We start from the raw sequence: 17,533 nt of genomic DNA, 5'->3' as shown, positions 1-17,533 counted from the left end.
GTCGACTACGCGTTGGTGGTCCAAGGAAAGACGCCCCGCTTCCTGCGGGGAGATGCAGGTGCAAGGCCTGCCCGGCGCTCGACATGAAGCCCGTCCCACGATGGTGGGGCGGGCTTCTTTCATGCGTGGCCTTCATGCGTGGCCGGAGTCACAGCCCACCGGGAAATCCTGAGCCGGATGAGGCGGTTGGCACCTGGGTAGTGTCCATGCGCATGCACATACCGAGGAGTACTGTCACGTGACCGCCCCCGCCACCTCCCGCGCCGCCGAGATCCTCGCCCGCCCGGCCCACATCAACGGCCTGACCGTCCCGAACCGCGTCGTGATGGCGCCGATGACCCGGCACTTCTCCCCGGGCGGCATCCCCGGCGCGGACGTGGCGTCGTACTACTCCCGCCGCGCGGCCGCCGGAGTCGGTCTGATCGTCACCGAGGGCACCTACGTCGGCCACGAGTCGGCCGGGAACAGCGACAGCGTCCCGCGCTTCCACGGCGCGGAGCAGCTGGCGGGCTGGGCGAAGGTCGCCGAGCAGGTGCACGCGGCGGGCGGCACCATCGTCCCGCAGCTGTGGCACATCGGCATGGTCCGCGAGCAGGGCCAGCCGCCCTACGCCGACGCCCCCGCCGTCGGCCCCTCCGGCATCCGCCTCGGCTCCGACGAGCCCACCGGCAAGGCCATGACCCAGCGCGACCTGGACGACGTCATCGGCGCGTTCGCCGAGGCCGCGGCCGCCGCAGAGCGCATCGGCTTCGACGGTGTGGAGATCCACGGCGCCCACGGCTACCTCGTCGACCAGTTCCTGTGGGCGGGCACCAACCGCCGCACCGACGCCTACGGCGGCGACCCCGTCGCCCGTACGAAGTTCGCGGCGGAGATCGTGGCGGCCGTACGGGAGACGGTGTCGCCGGAGTTCCCGATCATCTTCCGCTACTCGCAGTGGAAGCAGGAGGCCTACAAGGCGCGGCTCGCCGAGACGCCGGAGGAGCTGGAGGCGATCCTCGCGCCGCTCGCCGCGGCCGGTGTCGACGCCTTCCACGCCTCCACGCGCCGCTACTGGCTCCCCGAGTTCGACGGCTCCGACCTCAACCTCGCCGGCTGGACCAAGAAGCTCACCGGCAGGACCACCATCACCGTGGGCTCGGTCGGTCTCGACGGCGACTTCATCCGCGGCTTCATGGGCGAGGGCTCCCCGGTCAAGGGCATCGACGACCTGCTCGACGCTCTGGAGCGCGAGGAGTACGACATGGTCGCCATCGGGCGGGCGCTGCTTCAGGACCCGCAGTGGGCCGCGAAGGTGCTGGCGGGCCGATTCGACGAGCTCGCGCCGTACGACGCATCCGCGCTGAAGTCGTTGAGCTGACGGGTTTCGGGTCGGTGGGGTCGGCCCGCGCGCTGACGTTGTGCTGGTTGCGGTCGTCAACTCCCGCTACCGTGCCGGAACATGCGGATTCTGCATCTCTCGGACACGCACGTGGAGCGCACCGATGCACCGAACAGGAACGGCGTCAACGCCACTGACTCACTACGGCTGATGCTCGCTGAGCTGCGGCATCTACGGGACGTCGACGCGGTCGTCGTCACCGGAGACATCGCCAACGAGGGGGACGTGGAGGCGTATACGGCGGTACGGGAGCTCATGGGGGCGTTCGCCCAGCCGCTGGACGCCCCCGTCTTCTACACCACGGGCAACCACGACGAGCGCGAGGCCTTCGGCAAGGTGCTGGGGAGCGGACACCCGGATCCCGAGAGGCTGTTGGAGACAGCCGCGTCCGAGCGGGCCGCGGTGAGCACGGTCGGCGGGTACCGGTTCGTCACACTGGACTCGCTGGTGCCGGGAGAGGTGTACGGCCGTATCAGCGCGGCCCAACTGGACTGGTTGCGCGAGGTGTTGAGCACCCCTGCCGAGCACGGCACCGTCCTCGCCTTCCACCACCCGCCCCTCGGTCTCGGCCTGTCCGTCACCCAGTCGGTCTTCGGGCTGCTGAACCCTGGCGAGCTGGCGTCCGCGATCCGGGGGAGTGACGTACGGGTCCTGCTGACCGGGCACTTCCATCTCCAGCTCTTCGGGATGCTGGAGGCGGTGCCGGTGTGGGTGACGCCGGGGGTGGTCAACCGGATCGACCTGACGACGCCGTACGGCACCGAGCGGGCGGTGCGCGGGGCCTCGGCCTCGCTGGTGGAGCTGGGCGGACCGGCGAGCCCGATGTTCCACACGTTCCACGCGCGGGACCCGCGGGCCCACGAGACGGTGTACCAGCTGGACGAGGAGCGGACCCGGGCGGTGCTGGAGAAGTACGGACCGGCGGCGCTCGCTGACGGCGACTTGGTTGACTCACGCAAGGGAAATGGGCTGAAGTGAAGCGGCCAGCCCCTTACCCGTGAGGAGAGCGACGATGACGTCAGCCGAGGATCTCGAAGTGCGCACCGCGGCCGGTGCCGTGCGCGGGCGGGCCGAGGGCGGACTGGTGGTCTTCCGGGGGATCCCGTTCGCCGCACCCCCGGTGGGGGAGGCGCGGTTCCAGGCGCCGCGGCCCGTGGAGGGCTGGGAGGGGACCCGGGAGGCGTACGACTTCGGGCCCCCGCCCCCGCAGGAGTCGGGCTTCCAGGGTCGTGCCGCCGAACTGCCGGTACCCACCGGCGACGACTGGCTGACGGTCAACGTCTAGACGCCCGGCACGGACCCGTCGGCCCGCCGCCCGGTCATGGTGTGGATCTACGGCGGTGCCTACAAGCTGGGTCACGCCGGCAGCCCCGGCTATGACGCCCGGCACCTCGCGCGCGCCGGTGACGTGGTCGTCGTGACCCTCAACTACCGCGTCGGCATCGAGGGGTTCGCCCTGCTGGAGGGGGCGCCCGCGAACCGGGGGCTGCTGGACCAGGTCGCCGCGCTGGAGTGGGTGCGGGACAACATCACGGCGTTCGGCGGCGATCCCGGGCAGGTCACGGTGTTCGGGGAGTCGGCGGGGGCGGGGTCGGTGGCCTCGCTGCTGGCGATGCCGAGCGCGCGCGGACTGTTCGGGCGGGCCGTCGCGCAGAGCGTGCCCGGCACGTACTTCTCCGCCGAACTCGCGCAGGACATCGCGGTGGAGATCGGCAAGGAGGCGGGTCTGGCTCCGACGGCCGCCGCGCTGTCCGCGGTGGATCCCCTCGAACTCCCTTCGGCAGGCGAGAGGTTGAGCCTCCGGATGCGTGAGTACGACGACCGTTGGGGGCAGGCGGCGCCGACCGTCACACCCTTCTCGCCGGTCGTCGACGGCGAGGTGCTGCCGACCACCCCCTGGGAGGCGCTGGCGGCCGGCGCGGCCCGGGACGTGGAGCTGCTGGTCGGGCACAACCGGGACGAGTACCGGCTCTTCCTCGCCCTCGCCGACCGGCTCGGCCGGATAACCGAGGAGCAGGCGGCCGCGGCCCTGCGGACGTTCGCGCCGGGCCCGGACGGCGAGCGCGCCTACCGTGAGGCCTTCCCGGACGCCACACCGACCGAACTCTACGAACGCGTGCAGACGGACTGGCTGTTCGCCATGCCGTCGCTGCGGCTGGCCGAGGCGCAGGTCGTCGGCGGCGGCCGCGCCCACCTCTACGAACTGGCCTGGCCCGCACCGGGGATCGGCGGCGTACTCGGAGCGTGCCACGGGCTGGACATCCCGCTGCTCTTCGGCACGTACGAGGCCGACCTCGGGAATCTGCTGTTCGCGGGGAGCGGGGTGCCGGACGAGGCGAGGGCGCTGACCGAGCGCTTCCAGGCGGCCTGGACGGGGTTCGCACGGACCGGGGATCCGGGATGGCCGGCGTATGACGTGGCGGGCGGCCGGCTGACCCAGGTCCTGGATGCGGAGCCGGAGGTGCGGCCGTATCCGGAGGAGGTGTCCCGGCGGCTGTGGGAGACGTACGACTTCCGGGCGCTCCCGCTGCTGAAGTAGGTCTCTCGGGCGCTAGAGATTGCCGAGCGGCTCGATGTCCACCTTGACCGGGGTGCCCCACACACGCAGCACCTCGTAGTCGGTGAACTCGTGCACGAGCCGGTACGCCATCGCGGCGCGCGGGCCGCGGCGCTGGGCATTGATGTAGAGCTCGGCCTCGTGCCGGTCCCGCCTCGGCGTCCCGCACAGCTGCCACTCCTGGCCGGTCCACTGCTCCGGGAGCCAGCGCTGCTGGGGCTGGGGCCGGTCCTCCCGCACTCCGTACCTGGAGGGGGTGGGGCCGGCGGTCCTCGGGCGCGCGCCGGGCCCGTTGATCTCGGCACGGCGGGCCGCCCGGCGCCGGGTCTCGCACAGCAGGCACAGGTCGGGGGCGTTCTCGTCGACCGGTCCGTTGGGGTGCTCGGCGCAGCGGGTGGTGGGGGCGGCGGCGGTGACGCTGTCCTCCAGGAGGTCCAGGGCCCGCTTGATGTCCGCCTTCACTTCGTGCAGCTTGGCATCGGGGGTGTCACCGGTGAGCGACTCACCGTGCTCGCCGAGGAGACGGAGGGCGCGGCCTAGGGCGGTGAGCTGGGCGTGGTTCATGGGATGGCTCCGGTTGTCGCGGGGGCCCGGGTCAGGTGCTGCGGCCGACCTTCAGCACGTGGATGGTGACGGTCTCGCCGTCCGGCTGGTACAGCACTCGCCACGTTCCCACGTGCAGGCGGTAGAAGCCGGAGGTGCCCAGAGGGCGGGCAGCCTCCGGGGTGGGCTCGTCGGCGAGTGCGCGTACTGCCACGGCCGTTGCCTTGGCGCCGACGGGGTCGATGGCGCGGAGTCGCCGGAACTCGTTCATGGCGGCGTTCTCCCACACCACTGTGTGGGTCACGAAGCGGCCTCTTGGCGGTCCTCTTCCTCCAGCTGTGCCATGAACTCGTCGTGGGACATCGAGGGGCCTGTCGGCGCTGCCTGCCGAGCGCGCGCTTCAGCGATGTCGGACTCGTCCCGCAGCCGCTGAAGCTCTTCGAGCTCGCTTATCGGGATGAGCGCGGCGGCGGGCTTGCCGTATTCGGTGATCAGGATCTGCTCCTGGCCGTGCCGGACACGGCCGACCAGTTGACCGAGCTGGTTGCGGGCCTCTACGAGGGGATACGTGTCCATGCAAAAACTGTACACACCTGCGAGTGTGTGCGCTGGTCGCAGCGACAGGGCAGAAGGTGGGTAGTTCGTCATGCGCGCATGCTCTCTTCTCGTTTCCGGGACATCGCGGCCCGGATCGCGTCCGCGCGGGCGTGGATCGCGGGGGCGGGCAGGAGTGTGGTGGGGCGTGCGGTGCCGTGTTCGCCCCGGCAGCCCTTGCACACACCCCCCGGCAGGGCCTCCGGACGCCCCAGTACCCCGCACTTCGCGCACTCCAGGATTCGGCGGGGTGGTCGGGCAGGCGGGGGCTCCGGTGGGAGTTTGTCGGTCAGGCGGCGGCGGAGCAGGGCGGCCGGATGGTGGACCGGGATCGGCAGGCCGCTGGTCAGGGCGTGGCGTACGACCTCCTCGGTGGCCCCTCGGGTGAACCACTCCGTCACCAGCGGGGCGAGGGCCGCGCAGTCGGCGGCGGAGAGGGACAGCGAGGGGACTTCGCGGCCGAGGGCGGCGAGGAGGATGTGGGCGCGGGAGCGGGTGGGTGGGGGCGGAGTGTCTTCCGGTACGTCGCCCCGCGTGAAGGCGGCCCACCAGTCGTCGTCGCGTGCGGTACGGGACCACCACGATCGGGTGATCCAGTGGGCACTGCCCGAGTCGGCGGCCAGCTTTTCACGCCCCCGGCGCAAGTGCCCTGCATGTTGGAGGCGGTTGAGGGCCGTACCGAGGGCGCACTGTCCGTACGGAAGCTGCTTGGCCAGTGTTTTTACGGAGATGTCGGCGCCGTCGGGAAGGCGGTCGACGTACGCGGCGACGGCTGCTTCGCGGGGTGGAAGGTGGGCGAAGTCGTGCGCGGCACGGGGGCGTTGGTCCGGGGCGGAGCGTTTGCCGTACCCGGGGTTCGCCATGGGGTGCGGGGACGCGTGCGTCGGCACGGAGGCAGGACTAAGATTGGCGTCAGCCACGGGATCCCCTTGAGATCTCGTAGGTCAAGCCCCCGCAGGTGTTTGGCGCACCTGGCGGGGGCTGTTTCGTTATTCGGGCACGCTAGACGATCGTGACTGTGCGTGGCAAACCGGTCGCGTCACGTCAACAAGCGGGGTGGGAGGGCAGGTTGGGGCCCTCCACCCATTCCTTGCAAAGAGGGCTCGGAGCTGGACGCTTGAGCTTCGGGACCGCTCAGCCCATGCTCTTGGCGCCGTCCAGGGACTCGCGGATGATGTCGGCGTGGCCCGCGTGCTGGGCGGTCTCGGCGGCGATGTGCAGCAGCACCCTGCGGGCCGACCATCGAGCCCCGGGCTCGTTCCAGGGCGCCTCGGGCAGCGGGTGGGCGGCGTTCAGGTCGGGCAGGGCCATCACGAGTTCGTCGGTCCTGCGGGCCGTCTCCTCGTAGTCGGCCAGCACAGCGGCCAGCGTCTCGCCGGGCTGCATCCGGAACTCGTCGGCCCGCCGGGCGAAGTCGGCCTCGGTCATGGCGGTGAAGTCGGGCATGGCCGAGGGGCCGTTGAGGATGAAGTCCGCCCAGTGCCGCTCCACCGACGTGACGTGTTTGATCAGGCCACCCAGGCACAGCTCGCTGGCGGTGGTCCGCTGCCCGGCCTGCTCGTCGGTGAGGTCGCGGGTCGTGAAGCGCAGGAAGCGCCGGCTGTGGGCCAGCGCCTCCAGCAGGTCGGTGCGCTCGTCGGTGGTGATGGTGTGTGTGGTGTCGGTCATGGGGCCACGCTAGGAGCCGTCTAGGTCAGATCCTGACCTCTATGACCGCCTCGACGAAGGCGGACCATGCCTCGGGCCGGAGCATGAGCTTCGGGCCGTGGGGGGTCTTGGAGTCGCGGACGGGGACGCGGGTGGGGTGACCGTCGGATACTTCGAGGCAGTCGCCACCTTGGCCGCCGCTGTAGCTGGACTTGCGCCAGGTCTCAGGGGTGTTCCTCATGGGCGTAATCCTGCGCCACCGACTCGATCAAGGCCAGCGAATCGGATGGGGAAAGGGACACGGCCAGGAGGAGCTTGAACATCTGCGTGTGTCGGATGACGGTGGCCGGATCGTCCGACAGTTTCCCCGTATCGGGTGCCTCCACAAAGGAGAGCGCGGGGGCGTCGTCGAACTCCATCAGCTTCAAGGGGCCGTCCAGGGCTGCGTGCGCCCCGGCTCTGAACGGCAGCACCTGCACGATGATCCGGCGCCTTCGCGCGAGGCCCGCCACATGGCGCAGTGCCTCCGCCATGACGGTCCCGCCGCCGATCCACCTTCTGAGGGCGGCCTCGTCCAACACCATCCACAACAACGGCGTTGTTGGATCGTCGAGGACGCGAGTGCGTTCGACGCGTGCTGCGACCAGGGCGTCGATCTCCGCATCCGGCGCCGTCGGCCTGTACGCACGGAACACGGCCTCCGCGTACGCCGGTGTCTGAAGCAACCCCGGGATCAGCAGCGGCGCGTACTGACTGATCGCCGACGCCCGAGCCTCCGCCTCCGCAGCCTCCGCGAAGTGCTCGGGATACTTCGACTTCGCCGACGCCCCACAGTTCCGCAGGAAGAAGTCCTCCGTCCCCAGCACCTCGTCCAGCTGTCGCGCGACATCCCGCTGCATCCTTCGCGTCCCCGCCTCCAGCTGCCCCACGAACGACCCGCTCACGAACAGCCGTTGCCCCAGCTCCTCCTGGCTCAGCCCGGCCTTCTCTCTCGCGTGCCGCAGCTCCGCGCCCAGCAGCGCCCTCGGTGACGACGACGGGTCGAGGTCCTTCGGTCCCGGCATGTGAGGCTCCCCATCCATCAGGTGAGGTTGTTGGGCTGGTCCGTATGGCCAGGTTAGGGGCGCGCCGGACACGCTGTGTTGCGTACGGCAAACTCACCGTGCCGATGGAGGAAAGCGTGCGGTCCACCCAAGAAGTCCTGGAGTCCCTGCGAGCGGCCCTGGTGGGCGTGGGCATCGTCCTGCCGTCCCTCGCCGTCGACCCCCTCACCGGCGCCGGCGACGAACCCTTCGCCCTGGTCGACCTCGGCCGCTGCAACGTACGCACGGCCGAGCGGCTGGCGTCCGTGCTGCGCGGGGAGAGGCCGCCGGTGGGGTCGTACGTCGTCGACGAGCGGGACGGACGCGTGGGGGAGGTGATGGCGCACCTGGGGGGAAGAGTGCAGCTCAGGCCCCTCGGCGGGGGCCGGGAGTGGGACTGCGAGCCCGGGTCCACCAGGCCCGCCCCGCAGGGCGACGTGCTGCGGGCCAGGGTGCGCAAGGTCAACAACGAGGGCCGCATGCCCTGTTGAAATGAACCCATGCCGCTCCTGGACGCCCTCGCTCGCTTCAACGACGCCCACCCCTGGTCCCACAACGCCCACTTCCACCCGTGGCTCATGCGGCAGTTGCCCCGCCGCTTCGACCGCGCCCTCGACGTCGGCTGCGGTGCCGGGGATCTCGTGCGGCTGCTGGCGACCCGCGCGACACACGTGCACGGCATCGACAGCGACGAGCGAATCATCGACAAGGCACGCGAGTTGACCGATCCCGACCTCCCCGTCACCTTCTCCGTCGCGGACGGGCTGTCGTACGACGAAGGTGCCCCCTACGACGTCATCACCTGCGTCGCCGTTCTCCATCACCTCCCCCTGACCGAGACCCTCACCCGCTTCCGACAACAGCTGGCCCCCGGCGGAACCCTGGTGATCGTCGGGCTGACGCGAGAAGACACGCGCGTCCAGACACTCCTCGGCCTCGCGTCCGTCCCGCTCAACCTGGTCACAGGCTTGGTCAAGAACGGGGGACGTACGGCACCACAGCGTCCCGTCGCGATGACCGCCCCGACCCGCCCGGCGGACGTCCCCTACACCGAGCTCGCCCGCGAGGTCCGCCGCGTCCTCCCCGGCGCCCGGCTGAGGCGGCGGCTCTTCTGGCGCTACACCCTCGTCTGGAAAAAGGTGCGCGGGGATGTCGATCCAGGCAGTCTCGGAACGACGCACGGGTGAGAGCACGACACCACACGAGAGGTGAAGGACATGCCCAAGGTCCGGGTACACAACGTGACGATCTCCCTCGACGGCTTCATGGCCGGTCCGAACCAGCGACTGAACGCCCCGTTCGGTGACGGTGTCGGCTGGGGCGACGACCTGCACAGCTGGTTCATGTCCGCGTCGCAGGACGCGGCCGCGGGGAAGTCCGGGATCGATGTCGACTACTTCGTCCGCGGTGATCAGAACATCGGCGCCACGATCATGGGGCGGAACATGTTCGGTCCGCAGCGCGGGCCGTGGGAGGACGAGTCCTGGCAGGGCTGGTGGGGCGACAACCCGCCGTACCACCACGACGTCTTCGTGCACACCCACCATCTGCGCCCGGCACTGGAGATGGCCGGCGGAACCACCTTCCACTTCACCGACGAGCCGCCGGAGACGGTCCTTCAGCGTGCCTTCGACGCCGCGGGCGGCAAGGACGTCCGGATCGGCGGCGGGGCGGCGGTCATCCGGCAGTATCTGCGCGCCGGGCTGATCGACGAACTCCACCTGGTGATCGCGCCGCTCCTCATCGGACGCGGGGAGCGGCCGCTCGACGACCTGGGCGACGGGATCGACGGTTACCGGGTGTCCGAGATGGTCAGCTCACCGAACGTCACCCACGCGATCCTCGTCCGCAGCTGAGCTCGCTAGCGGGTCGTGGCCGCCAGTGCCGCGCGCAGGTGGCCGTCGGACTCCTCCAGGAGCCGGGCCGCCGTGGGGCCGTCCACGTCGGCCAGGATGGTCAGGATGGCGTTCTTCACCTCGCCGTCCGTGGCGGCCAGGGCACGCTCGACCTCCTCGTCGTCGGCTCCGGTGGCGAGGGCGACGATACGGCGGGAGCGGGCCCGCAGCTTCTCGTTGGAGGCGCGGACGTCGACCATCAGGTTTCCGTAGGTCTTGCCGAGGCGGATCATCGTGATCGTCGACAGCATGTTGAGGACGAGCTTCTGGGCCGTGCCCGCCTTGAGGCGGGTCGAGCCGGTGAGCAGCTCGGGGCCGACAACCACCTCGATGCCGTGGTCGGCGGCCGCGGCGAGCGCGCTGTCCGCGTTGCAGGACAGGCCGACCGTCAACGCCCCCTGCGCGCGGGCGTGTTCCACCGCGCCCACGGCGTAAGGGGTACGACCGGACGCGGACACCCCGACCACCGTGTCCACGTCCGTCACCGCGAGCCCGTCGAGGTCGGCCCGCGCCAGTTCCGCCGAGTCCTCCGCCCCCTCGACGGAGGTGACCATGGCCTCGGAGCCGCCCGCGATCAGGCCCACGACCTGGGCGGGGTCGGTGTTGAAGGTCGGCGGACACTCGGAGGCGTCCAGCACGCCGAGGCGTCCGGCGGTGCCCGCACCGGCGTAGATCAGCCGTCCGCCCCGGGCCATCCGGTCGGCGATCGCGTCGATGGCGGCGGCGATCTGCGGCAAGCGCCGGGACACCGCGGCGGCCACGGAGGCGTCCTCGCCGTTCATCAGCCGGGCGATGTCGAGGGTCGGCAACTGATCGATGTCGGCGAGCTCGGGCCGAAAGGCCTCGGTGGTGAGCGACTCCAACGCGGCACGCAGTTCACGGGAAGGGGACGTGGACGTCATGGCGGTGACTCTTTCAGAGTTGCGTTCCGATCAACTATCGACGATGCCGGTGCGCCAGCGCCTCGTAGGACGCGGCCAGCGCCGGCGCCGCCGTCTCGTACGTCCGCTGCGCCACCCCCACGAACAGACAGTCCACCACCAGCAGCTGACTCGTCCGCGAGGACATCGCGGCCGGCCGCAGCTCACTCTCCCGGGCCGTGGACGTCGTCAGCACATGGTCGGCGTACTGCGCCACCGCCCCGCCCGGCCGCCCGGTGATGGCGACGGTCGTGGCCCCGTGTTCGAAGGCGACGCGCAGCGGCTCGATGACATCGCCTGTCGCCCCGGAGTGCGTGATCGCGATCGCCACGTCGCCCGACCGCAACTGCACGGCGTTCGTCACGGCGAGATGGGGATCGCTGTGCGCCTGGGCTATCAGCCCTATGCGCAGCAGCTTCTGCGTGAGGTCCTGGGCGACGAGACCGGACGCCCCCACGCCGTACACGTCGATCCGCCGCGCCGAGGCCGTCGCGGTGACCGCCGCCCCCAACTGCACGGTGTCCAGCCCGGCCGCCGTGTCCGCGAGGGTCTGCTGTTCGTCGTAGGCGAGTTTGGCGACCACGTCCGCGAGCGAGTCGTCCACCGCGATGTCCGTGGTGATCGCGGGCGACCGCCCGGACTGCTGCTGGGCAGCCAGCCCGGCGAGGGCGAGCCGCAGGTCGCGGTACCCGGGATACCCCAGCAGCCGCGCCGTCCGCACCACGGTCGCCTCGCTCGTCCCGGTCAGTTCCGCGAGGCCCGTGACGGTGAGCGCCGCGCAGCCCGCGGGGTCCTTCGCGACGGCCTCGGCGACCCGCTGCATCGAGCGGGTCATGGACGGACCCAGCGTGCGCACCTTCGAGGCGAGAGCGCTGCCGAAAATTTCCTTCACTTCCTGGGGCACATGTGAAAGATATTTTCGGCCCGGGCCCGTGGTCAAGAGCGCGCACAATGGCACCATGGAGTCGATCGGTCCACTGGAACAGAGCCTGCACACGGCACGCGCCCTCGTACTCGCCGACCTGGCCGCCAACGAGGTCGCCGCGGCCGACGTGGTGTCGTTGGTGGAGGACTCCGTCGTACAGCGGCGCTGGTGGGTGGAGCAGTGGCCCGAGGGCGCCGAGTTCGTGGCGGGCCTGGTCGCCCAGGACGTCCAGGACGCCCTTCTCGAGCGCTACGGCCGCTGGCCCCTGTGCCCGGTGTGCGGCTCCGGAGACCCGCACGCCCTGGACGTCGAGCCGGAGCTCGGCCCCGACCCGCACTGGGTGTGCCACAAGGCGGGTGTGAAGGTCGCGGCGGTCGGCTCGCTCGGGACCACGGCGGGCGGGACCTCGTCCTCGTGACCGTCTACATCGACCCACCCACCTGGCCGGGGCACGGCCGCATGTGGTCCCACCTGATCAGCGACGCCTCCTTCGACGAACTGCACGCCTTCGCCGATGAGCTGGGCGTCCCGAGGCGCGCCTTCGAACGCGACCACTACGACATACCGTCGCACCGGTACGCGGACGTCGTGGCGGCCGGCGCGGTGGAGGTCAGCAGCCGCGAGGTGGTGCGGCTGCTCACGGGGGCGGGACTGCGGCGGCCCAAAGGCCGTTAACCGGCCCGGCCGGGCAGGACGTACAGCTGAAGGCCCGGTTCCGCCTCCTCGTACGCCTGCTCCTCCTCCACCGTCGCCCGGACGTACCCGGCCCGGGCGATCACCCGCTGCGAGGCGGCGTTGTCGGGCTCGATGGTGGCGCAGAGGCTGCGCACGTCGTCGCGGGCCAGGGCCCAGTCGCTGAGGGCGCGCAGGGCCTCCGTGGCGTAGCCCTGGCCGCGGGCGCTCTCGGCGAGGTCGTAGCCGACCTCCGCGCGGCCGTCGTCGTCGGGGGCGCCGTGGAAGCCCATGCCGCCGATCGCGCGGCCGTCCTCCCGTCGTACGAGGGCGAAGAGGCCGAACTCCGGGCGGTGGACGCCGGCTTCGTAGGCCTTGATGGTCATGCCCGCGGCCTCGCGGGTGCCCTCGAAGGGGCCGTCCTCGACCCAGTCGAAGTCCCCGTCGCCGCCCGCGGCCAGTTCGGCGGCGGACGCGGGGGTGACGCCCTGGAGGGTGAGGCGTTCGGTGGGCAGGACGAGGTTGTTGCTCCAGCGCCATTCCGTGCGCGGGGCGCGGCCGGGCAGGTCGCCGCGACCGGTGGCCCACAGGAGGGTGCGCCAGGGGTCGGGGCCCGGCTGGACCTCGGGGAAGATCCGGGTGAGGACGTACTCGGGGAGGTGGGCGGGGGGCTCGTAGTCGAGGTCCAGGCCCTGCGCGATGTCGTACGTGTGCAGCAGCACCTCGGTGACGCCCATCGCGGCGAAGCCCGCGCGGTTCGCGCTGCGGAAGGGGTACGGGTGGAAAGCACGGGCCTCGCGGGGCGCGGTGCGGACCGCCGCGGTGAGCAGGGCGCCGCCTGTCTCCAGGACATGCAGCAGGCCCGTGTTGTCGGTGCCCTCGTCGAGCGTGATGTCGAAGGGGACGTAGGCGTCCTGGGCGCCTCCGGCCAGGTTCGCGGCGTACGCGATCAGGCAGCCGCAGATGTGGAAGGCCGTCTCGTGGACGTTCCACTCCATCCCGGGCGGCTTCACGGCCGTCCAGTCCTGGTCCACCGCCGCCCGCAGCACCGCCACCGCGTCCGCGACGGCCTCCGTCACCCGTTCCCCGCCCGTGTCTGCCATGCGGGCAGGGTAAGGCGCCGGGCGCCTCAGAGCGACAGCATTTCCAGCTCCGAGGTGAGGTTGTAACGGGCTGTGGCCTCCCATTCCCGTGCTCCGTACGGCGTCCTGAACAGGCGGGGCAGGTCCAGCAGTTGGCGCAGGATTGCGGACCGGCCCTCACGGAAGGCGTCGGTCGGGACGAAGCCGTACTCCTCGCGTACGGCGGCCGTGTAGGCGGCGTAGGCGGAGGGCGGGGCGGCGAGGATCGCGAGGTCGGCGTCGCAGAGGACCTGGCCGTTGCGGTCGTCGTCGGCGGGGGCGTGGGTGGTGGTGAGGCGGACGAGGCGGGCGACCTCGGCCGTGCCTTCCTGGGTGAGTCCGGCCTCGGGGAGGGCGCGTTCGGCCAGTCGGGCGGAGCGTTCCTCGTTCTCCGAGCGGTCCGGGAGGTAGACGGCGTCGTGGAACCAGGCCGCGAGGCGCACCAGATGCGGGTCGTCCGCGTACTCCTCCAGCACGTCGATGTGGTCGAGGACCGCCGTCAGGTGGTGGACGGTGTGGTAGCGGCGCTGCGGCTCCTGCCAGCGGGTGAGCAGGTTGTCGGCGTACGGCGCCGGGTCGGATCCTTCGCCTCTGGGACGGGCCCTCTCCAGGGCATGGGCGAAACGGTCGCGGAGGTCGTCGAGATCGGCCATGGCCTCATTGTCCCGCGCGGCGGCCCTGGCAGTTTGACCCCCATGACTACGGACATGGCCACCGACGCCGTACGTGATCCCGACCTCCCCGGCCGCCTCCTGGCCGGCGAGCGCGACGCCCTGATCCCCCTCCTGCGCTCCCGTCCGGACGCCGATTTCGCGCTGCCGACGCGGGCGTGTCCGGGGTGGAGCGTGCGGGACGTGCTGGTAGGTCGTGGACGAGCTGGAGCGCGGGATGACGGAGGCGGGCCCGGTGATCGCCGCGGCGGGCGGGGTGCTGGACAGAATCGGGCTCGGGGTGGGGGTCCCCCACGCCTTTAAGGCAGTGGGGGAGGGTGCACGCCGGGGACGTACGGGACGTCCTCGGGGAGCCGGGGGCATACGCGGGTCCCGGCCTCCCGGACGCGCTGGCCCTGCTGGCCCGTACGACCCGGGAACGCGGCCACCTCCCCCTCCACGCCGACGTCGACGACCTGGACGAACCGGTCCGCCTGGGCGATGTGGCCGGTGACCGCACTCCGGCGCGGTACATCGGGGACGCGGCGACCCTCGTACGGCTGTACTCGGGGCGTCCGGTGGAGGGGCGGGCGTACGAGCTCGCGGGGGCGGAGACGGAGGAGTTGAACATCTTCGGCTGAGATGCGCTGGTGAGCGGGGCCCCGGAGCGGCGTATTCTGGAATTGGACTAGACCTGTATCCGAGACCGTCGACGAATGGGGTCCCATGAGCAAGCGTGCAGTCCTGGAGGTGATCGCCCTGGACGCCGAGGACGCGATCGCCGCCCAGGCCGGAGGCGCGGACCGGCTGGAACTCGTGACCGACATGGCGGCGGACGGTCTGACGCCGACGGTCTCGACGGTCGCCGCGATCCGGGCCGCCGTGGACATCCCGGTGCGGGTGATGCTGCGGCTGGCGGACGGGTTCGGGGCGGGGGACGTCTCGCGGGTGGCCCGGGCGGCCCGGGAGGTGGCGGACGCCGGGGCCCAGGAGTTCGTGCTGGGGTTCCTGGACGTGGACGGCGAGGTCGATCTGGCCGCCGTGGAGCGGGTCGTCGAGGTGCTGGACGGGTGCCGCTGGACCTTTCACCGGGCGATCGACCATGCCGCCGACCGGGACGCGCTGCGGAAGCAGCTGGCCGATCTGCCGGGTCTGGACACCTACCTCACCGCGGGCTCGGCGGCGGGCGTCGACGAGGGGCTGCCGGTGCTCCTCGCGGAGGCGTCGCGGGCGGGGGAGCCGGGGTACGAACAGCAGCTTCTGGTGGGTGGCGGTCTACGGCTGGACCATGTGCCGAGGCTGTGGGCGGCGGGAATCGACGCGTTCCACATCGGCGGGGCGGCGAGGCCGGAGGGCTGGGGGGCGCCGGTGTCGGCGGACGCGGTCCGGCAGTGGCGGCACGTCCTGGACGTGCCCGACCAGCCCCCCACACCCTCACTCGGCAGGCAACAGGACGCGGCGCCCTAGTCGGCGAGCTGCGCCGGCAACGGCGCCGCGTGCGTCACGATCAGCCCCGACACCGCTCGGGTCAGTGCCACGTACAGCCGCCGCAGGCCCGTGCGTTCGTCCGGTTCGCCGTCCACCACCGCCTGCGGCTCGTCCAGGACGACGTAGTCGTACTCGAGGCCCTTGGCGAGGGACGCCGGGACCAGGGTCAGACGGGTTTCGGCCGTCGTCTCCTCACCGGGGGCCAGATGGCCGATGCCGGCCGCGGTCAGCGCCTCCGCCAGCTGCGGGACGCGGGCGTCGGCGGCGATCAGGCCGGTCGAGCCCTCGTTGCGCAGCAACTCCTCGCACGCGGCGACCACTTGGTCCGTGGTCTCCACGGGGCGGACATCGAAGAAGCCCGGGTTCTCCCGGACCGACGCGACTGGGGTCAGGCCCGGCGCGATGTGCGGGAGGAGGCGGGAGGCGTACGTGATGACGTCCGTCGGCACGCGGAAACCCGCCGTCAACTCCTCGATCACGCCGTCGGACTTGCCCAGGTGGGCCAGCGCCTCGTCCCAACTCCGCGTCGCCCAGGGCGTGGTGCCCTGCGCGAGGTCACCGAGGACGGTCGCCGAACCGGTGGAGCAGCGGCGACCGACCGCGCGGTACTGCATGGGGGACAGGTCCTGCGCCTCGTCCAGGACCACATGCCCGAGGGAGTGCGTGCGCTCCACGATGTCCGTCGCCTCGTCGATCAACACCGCGTCCGCGGCGGACCACTTGGCCGACTTCACGCTCCGGACCGCCCTTTTACCAGATCCAGGCAGCGCCCAGAGGATCGTCTTCTGCTCGTCCTCGTCGAGGATCCCCTCGGCGTGGACGGCGAGGAAGTCCGCATCCGTCAGCAGCCGGAGCACCAGCTTCGCCGGATCCACCGGCGGCCAGATCGCCTTGACCGCGGCCTTCACCGCCGGGTTGCGGGCCACCGCGTCCTGCACACGGTCGTCCGGCGCCTCCCCGGACCGCTCCATCTGCACCAGCACGGCGTGCGCGATGCGCTGCGGGAGCGCCTCGCGGGCGGCGCCGTAGCGGATGCCCCGGTCGAGCAACTCCCGGACGATCTCCTCGATCTCGTACGCCGGGACCCGCCACCTGCGCGATCCGCGGACGACCATCACCGGCTCGGCGGGCATCGTCACGTGCGCGTACACGGCCCGCTTGAGCACCTCCGCCATCCTCGCGTCGCCCTTGAGGACGGCGGCGGCCGCGTCATCGGTGCCGCGCACCTCCAGGCCCGCCGCCACCAGGTCGTCGACGGTCGCCTGCTGCACCGACAACTCACCCAGCGCGGGCAGCACTTGCTCGATGTAGTGCAGGAAGGACCGGTTCGGCCCGATGACGAGGGTGCCGGTGCGGGCGAGCCGCTCGCGATGGGCGTAGAGCAGATACGCGACCCGGTGCAGGCCGACGGCGGTCTTCCCGGTGCCGGGGCCTCCCTGTACACAGACCGTGCCGCCGAGTCCGGACCGTACGATCTCGTCCTGCTCGGGCTGGATGGTCGCGACGATGTCGCGCATCGGGCCGACGCGCGGGCGCTCGATCTCCTGCTGGAGCAGCTTGCTGGTGGTCGCCGTCTCGGCGGGGTCGGAGAGGTGCTCGTCCTCGTAAGCCGTGATCTCGCCGCGCGTGTAGCCGAATCGGCGGCGCAGCCCGACGTCCATCGGGTCCTTCTTGGACGCCCGGTAGAACGGCTGCGAGACCGGCGCACGCCAGTCGATCACCATCGGGTCGCCGTCGTGGTCGTGGACGTGCCGGCGCCCGATGTAGAAGCGCTCGCCCTCCGCGCCCTCGGCCCGGTCGGCGCCGGGGGAGTGCAGGTAGTCGAGGCGGCCGAAGAAGAGCGGGGTGTCGCTGAGGTCGGCCAGCGACTTGATGCGCTCGCCGATCTGGCGGGCCAGGACCTCGGCGTTGACCCAGTTCGCGGTGACGTCCTTGATGTCCAGCGACTCGGCGTCCTCCCGCATGGCGCGCAGTGCGGCACGCGAGCCGGCGAGGTGGGAGCGTTCGCGGGCCAGGGGGTCGTCGGCTACGGGCACGGGCGTGGGCGGCCTGGACAAG

General features: G+C 71.5%; 20 protein-coding genes and 2 pseudogenes. 10 read left to right on the top strand and 12 right to left on the bottom strand.

Going from position 1 to position 17,533, the window contains the following annotated elements; all coding sequences use genetic code 11:
* Positions 1-238 precede the first annotated feature (238 nt).
* The 3 genes and pseudogenes from AQJ46_RS19010 to AQJ46_RS19000 all read left to right on the top strand — a co-directional run bounded on the left by AQJ46_RS19010 (position 239) and on the right by AQJ46_RS19000 (position 3,920).
* Positions 239-1,360, top strand: a complete 1,122-nt coding sequence (locus AQJ46_RS19010) for an NADH:flavin oxidoreductase (protein ID WP_059206711.1) — start codon at positions 239-241, stop codon at positions 1,358-1,360.
* 81 nt (positions 1,361-1,441) lie between these two features.
* Positions 1,442-2,359, top strand: coding sequence for a metallophosphoesterase family protein (locus tag AQJ46_RS19005; RefSeq protein ID WP_059206710.1), 918 nt, complete (start codon positions 1,442-1,444; stop codon positions 2,357-2,359).
* Between the two features lie 34 nt (positions 2,360-2,393).
* Positions 2,394-3,920, top strand: a pseudogene (locus AQJ46_RS19000) (carboxylesterase/lipase family protein).
* A gap of 12 nt (positions 3,921-3,932) precedes the next feature.
* Here the strand turns inward: AQJ46_RS19000 and AQJ46_RS18995 are convergent.
* From AQJ46_RS18995 to AQJ46_RS18965, 7 genes are all read right to left on the bottom strand, one after another.
* Positions 3,933-4,502: a hypothetical protein gene (locus tag AQJ46_RS18995; RefSeq protein WP_059206709.1), complete on the bottom strand. Its 570-nt coding sequence runs from the start codon at positions 4,500-4,502 to the stop codon at positions 3,933-3,935.
* 31 nt (positions 4,503-4,533) lie between these two features.
* A complete protein-coding gene (locus tag AQJ46_RS18990; RefSeq protein ID WP_059206708.1) occupies positions 4,534-4,785 on the bottom strand; it encodes a type II toxin-antitoxin system RelE family toxin in 252 nt (83 codons plus the stop codon).
* Entirely contained in the window at positions 4,782-5,057 is a 276-nt protein-coding gene (locus AQJ46_RS18985) for a type II toxin-antitoxin system Phd/YefM family antitoxin (RefSeq protein ID WP_059206707.1), read from the bottom strand. The genes AQJ46_RS18990 and AQJ46_RS18985 overlap by 4 nt, the downstream gene beginning before the upstream one ends.
* A 68-nt stretch (positions 5,058-5,125) precedes the next feature.
* Positions 5,126-5,938: a hypothetical protein gene (locus tag AQJ46_RS18980; RefSeq protein WP_059206706.1), complete on the bottom strand. Its 813-nt coding sequence runs from the start codon at positions 5,936-5,938 to the stop codon at positions 5,126-5,128.
* A gap of 271 nt (positions 5,939-6,209) precedes the next feature.
* Positions 6,210-6,743: a DinB family protein gene (locus AQJ46_RS18975; RefSeq protein ID WP_059206705.1), complete on the bottom strand. Its 534-nt coding sequence runs from the start codon at positions 6,741-6,743 to the stop codon at positions 6,210-6,212.
* 25 nt (positions 6,744-6,768) lie between these two features.
* On the bottom strand, positions 6,769-6,963 hold the full coding sequence (locus AQJ46_RS18970) for a DUF397 domain-containing protein (protein ID WP_059206704.1): 195 nt from the start codon (positions 6,961-6,963) through the stop codon (positions 6,769-6,771).
* Entirely contained in the window at positions 6,947-7,786 is an 840-nt protein-coding gene (locus tag AQJ46_RS18965; RefSeq protein WP_059206703.1) for a helix-turn-helix domain-containing protein, read from the bottom strand. The genes AQJ46_RS18970 and AQJ46_RS18965 overlap by 17 nt, the downstream gene beginning before the upstream one ends.
* 116 nt (positions 7,787-7,902) lie before the next feature.
* Between AQJ46_RS18965 and AQJ46_RS56235 the strand changes: the two genes are divergently transcribed.
* The 3 genes from AQJ46_RS56235 to AQJ46_RS18950 are packed head-to-tail and all read left to right on the top strand — an operon-like array spanning position 7,903 to position 9,660.
* The gene (locus AQJ46_RS56235; protein WP_208616948.1) at positions 7,903-8,295 is read left to right on the top strand and encodes a hypothetical protein; all 393 of its coding nucleotides are present in this window, start codon (positions 7,903-7,905) and stop codon (positions 8,293-8,295) included.
* A gap of 9 nt (positions 8,296-8,304) precedes the next feature.
* The gene (locus tag AQJ46_RS18955; protein ID WP_059206701.1) at positions 8,305-8,991 is read left to right on the top strand and encodes a class I SAM-dependent methyltransferase; all 687 of its coding nucleotides are present in this window, start codon (positions 8,305-8,307) and stop codon (positions 8,989-8,991) included.
* A gap of 30 nt (positions 8,992-9,021) precedes the next feature.
* Positions 9,022-9,660 (top strand): dihydrofolate reductase family protein, encoded by a 639-nt coding sequence (locus tag AQJ46_RS18950; RefSeq protein ID WP_059206873.1) that lies wholly within the window; start codon positions 9,022-9,024, stop codon positions 9,658-9,660.
* Between the two features lie 5 nt (positions 9,661-9,665).
* Here the strand turns inward: AQJ46_RS18950 and murQ are convergent, their stop codons facing one another.
* The gene (gene murQ, locus AQJ46_RS18945) at positions 9,666-10,601 is read right to left on the bottom strand and encodes an N-acetylmuramic acid 6-phosphate etherase (protein ID WP_059206700.1); all 936 of its coding nucleotides are present in this window, start codon (positions 10,599-10,601) and stop codon (positions 9,666-9,668) included.
* A 34-nt stretch (positions 10,602-10,635) separates the two neighbouring features.
* Positions 10,636-11,523, bottom strand: a complete 888-nt coding sequence (locus AQJ46_RS18940) for a MurR/RpiR family transcriptional regulator (protein WP_057608597.1) — start codon at positions 11,521-11,523, stop codon at positions 10,636-10,638.
* A 55-nt stretch (positions 11,524-11,578) separates the two neighbouring features.
* On the opposite strand from AQJ46_RS18940, the gene AQJ46_RS18935 reads away from it, so the two are divergent.
* Both AQJ46_RS18935 and AQJ46_RS18930 read left to right on the top strand, forming a co-directional pair.
* A complete protein-coding gene (locus tag AQJ46_RS18935) occupies positions 11,579-11,962 on the top strand; it encodes a hypothetical protein (protein WP_059206872.1) in 384 nt (127 codons plus the stop codon).
* Positions 11,959-12,219: a DUF4031 domain-containing protein gene (locus AQJ46_RS18930; RefSeq protein ID WP_059206699.1), complete on the top strand. Its 261-nt coding sequence runs from the start codon at positions 11,959-11,961 to the stop codon at positions 12,217-12,219. Before AQJ46_RS18935 ends, AQJ46_RS18930 begins: the two co-directional genes overlap by 4 nt.
* On the opposite strand, the gene AQJ46_RS18925 is transcribed toward AQJ46_RS18930, so the two are convergent.
* Positions 12,216-13,319 carry a GNAT family N-acetyltransferase gene (locus AQJ46_RS18925; RefSeq protein ID WP_059206698.1) on the bottom strand — a complete coding sequence of 368 codons (1,104 nt, stop codon included), beginning with the start codon at positions 13,317-13,319 and terminating at the stop codon, positions 12,216-12,218. The two genes, AQJ46_RS18930 and AQJ46_RS18925, sit on opposite strands and share 4 nt — an antisense overlap.
* Positions 13,320-13,345: 26 nt before the next feature.
* Positions 13,346-13,990: an HD domain-containing protein gene (locus AQJ46_RS18920; RefSeq protein ID WP_059206697.1), complete on the bottom strand. Its 645-nt coding sequence runs from the start codon at positions 13,988-13,990 to the stop codon at positions 13,346-13,348.
* 42 nt (positions 13,991-14,032) lie between these two features.
* On the opposite strand from AQJ46_RS18920, the pseudogene AQJ46_RS18915 reads away from it, so the two are divergent.
* Both AQJ46_RS18915 and AQJ46_RS18910 read left to right on the top strand, forming a co-directional pair.
* Positions 14,033-14,628, top strand: a pseudogene (locus AQJ46_RS18915) (maleylpyruvate isomerase family mycothiol-dependent enzyme).
* A gap of 85 nt (positions 14,629-14,713) precedes the next feature.
* Positions 14,714-15,454, top strand: coding sequence for a copper homeostasis protein CutC (locus AQJ46_RS18910; RefSeq protein ID WP_059206696.1), 741 nt, complete (start codon positions 14,714-14,716; stop codon positions 15,452-15,454).
* Here AQJ46_RS18910 and AQJ46_RS18905 read toward each other — a convergent pair.
* Positions 15,451-17,439, bottom strand: coding sequence for a HelD family protein (locus AQJ46_RS18905; protein WP_404828461.1), 1,989 nt, complete (start codon positions 17,437-17,439; stop codon positions 15,451-15,453). The genes AQJ46_RS18910 and AQJ46_RS18905 overlap by 4 nt on opposite strands.
* Between the last annotated feature and the right edge of the window lie 94 nt (positions 17,440-17,533).

This window comes from Streptomyces canus (assembly GCF_001514145.1).
In the GTDB taxonomy this organism is placed as follows: Bacteria; Actinomycetota; Actinomycetes; order Streptomycetales; family Streptomycetaceae; genus Streptomyces; species Streptomyces canus.
Note: the sequence above shows the minus strand (reverse complement) of the source record. Positions and strands in the feature narration are given on the sequence as shown.